Consider the following 1,510-nt stretch of genomic DNA (forward strand, 5'->3'; position numbering starts at 1 on the left):
CTACTGGCGGCGCGTCGAGGACGTCGTCGGGACGCGGGTCGTCACGACCTGGTCGTCGGTCGGCACCCTCGTGGAGATCAGCGCCGCGGGGGTCACCAAGGCCACCACGCTGGCGACCCTGGTCGCCGAGCTCGGAGCGAGTCCCGAGGAGGTGATCGCCTTCGGCGACATGCCCAACGACCTGCCGCTGCTCGAGTGGGCGGGGACGTCGTACGCCATGGCCAACGGGCACGCGACGGTGATCGCGCTGGCCGACCACACGGCTCCTCGCAACGACGAGGACGGCGTCGCCGAGGTCCTCAGTCGGGTGTTCGGCCTGTCGGTAGGGTGACGCGCATGTCTTCTCGCCCTCCGGCCGTGCTGTCGCGCGTCCTGCGCGCGCTCCTGGCCTGCGTGTTCGTGGTGGGCGGCATGGTCCTGGCCGTGCAGGCCCCGGCCTCGGCGTGCACCTGCCAGCCGGCCGACGCCGAACGCCAGACGTCCCGCGCGGACGCCGTCTTCATCGGGACGGTCGACGGGGTCACCCGGGCCGACCAGCAGCTCGAGATGGCCGTGACCGCCACCCGGGTCTACAAGGGCACCGTCGAGCGCAGCACGACCGTGACGACGGCCAGGCAGACGACCGCGTGCGGCATCGGCGTGCCCACGCCGGGCGCCGACTACCTCTTCATCGTGCGCGGCGACGCCCCGCCGTACCTCGCCACCAGCTGTGACGGCACGGGTCGGGTCGACGCCGACCGGGTGGCGCAGGTCGAGGGCATCCTCGGCACCGGCCAGGCCGTGCTGCCGCCCCCGCCACCGACGGCCACCCTCACCCGCGTCGAGGAGTCCGCCCCGGCCTCGCTCGCCCGCCTGGCCGCACCCGGCGGCGCGTTGCTGATCCTGAGCCTGCTCACCCTCGTCGTGGTCGCGCGGCGCGACCGCCGGGGCTGAGCCGGCTCAGAGGTACATCCCGCTGGACTCGCCCGCGGCCGGGGGCTCTCCGGTCGGCATGGTCGGCATGCCCTGGGGCTGAGCGGCCGGCCCGTCGGGGTGTGTCCCCGGCGGCAGTGCCCGGCGCATCTGCTCGAGCTGGCCGCGGGCGGCCATCTGCTGGGCGTAGATCGCCGTCTGGATGCCGTGGAAGAGTCCCTCGAGCCAGCCCACCAGCTGGGCCTGGGCGATCCGGAGCTCCCCCTCGGAGGGCGTGCCCTCCTCGGTGAAGGGCAGCGTGAGGCGGTCGAGCTCGTCGACCAGCTCGGGCGCGAGCCCGGCCTCGAGCTCCTTGATGGAGGCCTGGTGGATCTCCTTGAGGCGGTTGCGGCTGGCCTCGTCGAGGGGAGCCGCCTTCACCTCCTCGAGGAGCTGGCGGATCATCGAGCCGATCCGCATGACCTTGGCGGGCTGCTCCACCAGCTCGGTGATGTGCCGCTGGCCGTCCTCGGGCTCGTCCGCGTCGGCGGCGGGCATCGGGGGGAGCGCGCTGACCGGGATCGTCCCGACCGGGCGTCCGTCGGGACCGACCACCACC

3 protein-coding genes are annotated in these 1,510 nt (G+C 73.9%); 2 read left to right on the forward strand and 1 reads right to left on the reverse strand.

The window, feature by feature from the left end; all coding sequences use genetic code 11:
* Positions 1–331: HAD family hydrolase (locus ACXJKL_RS20950; RefSeq protein ID WP_457208923.1), on the forward strand; the 331-nt coding region annotated here is incomplete at its 5' end.
* A gap of 5 nt (positions 332–336) precedes the next feature.
* Positions 337–933, forward strand: coding sequence for a hypothetical protein (locus ACXJKL_RS20955; RefSeq protein ID WP_457208924.1), 597 nt, complete (start codon positions 337–339; stop codon positions 931–933).
* A gap of 6 nt (positions 934–939) precedes the next feature.
* Here the strand turns inward: ACXJKL_RS20955 and ACXJKL_RS20960 are convergent, their stop codons facing one another.
* Complete coding sequence (locus ACXJKL_RS20960) at positions 940–1,509, reverse strand: bacterial proteasome activator family protein (RefSeq protein WP_457208925.1); 570 nt, start codon at positions 1,507–1,509, stop codon at positions 940–942.
* Position 1,510: the final 1 nt, after the last annotated feature.

Source organism: Nocardioides sp. P5_C9_2 (assembly GCF_054049555.1).

Bases quoted from the DNA above. Each gene is read 5' to 3' on its own strand.
- ACXJKL_RS20955 (WP_457208924.1), top strand. From the start codon at position 337: ATGTCTTCTCGCCCTCCGGCCGTGCTGTCGCGCGTCCTGCGCGCGCTC.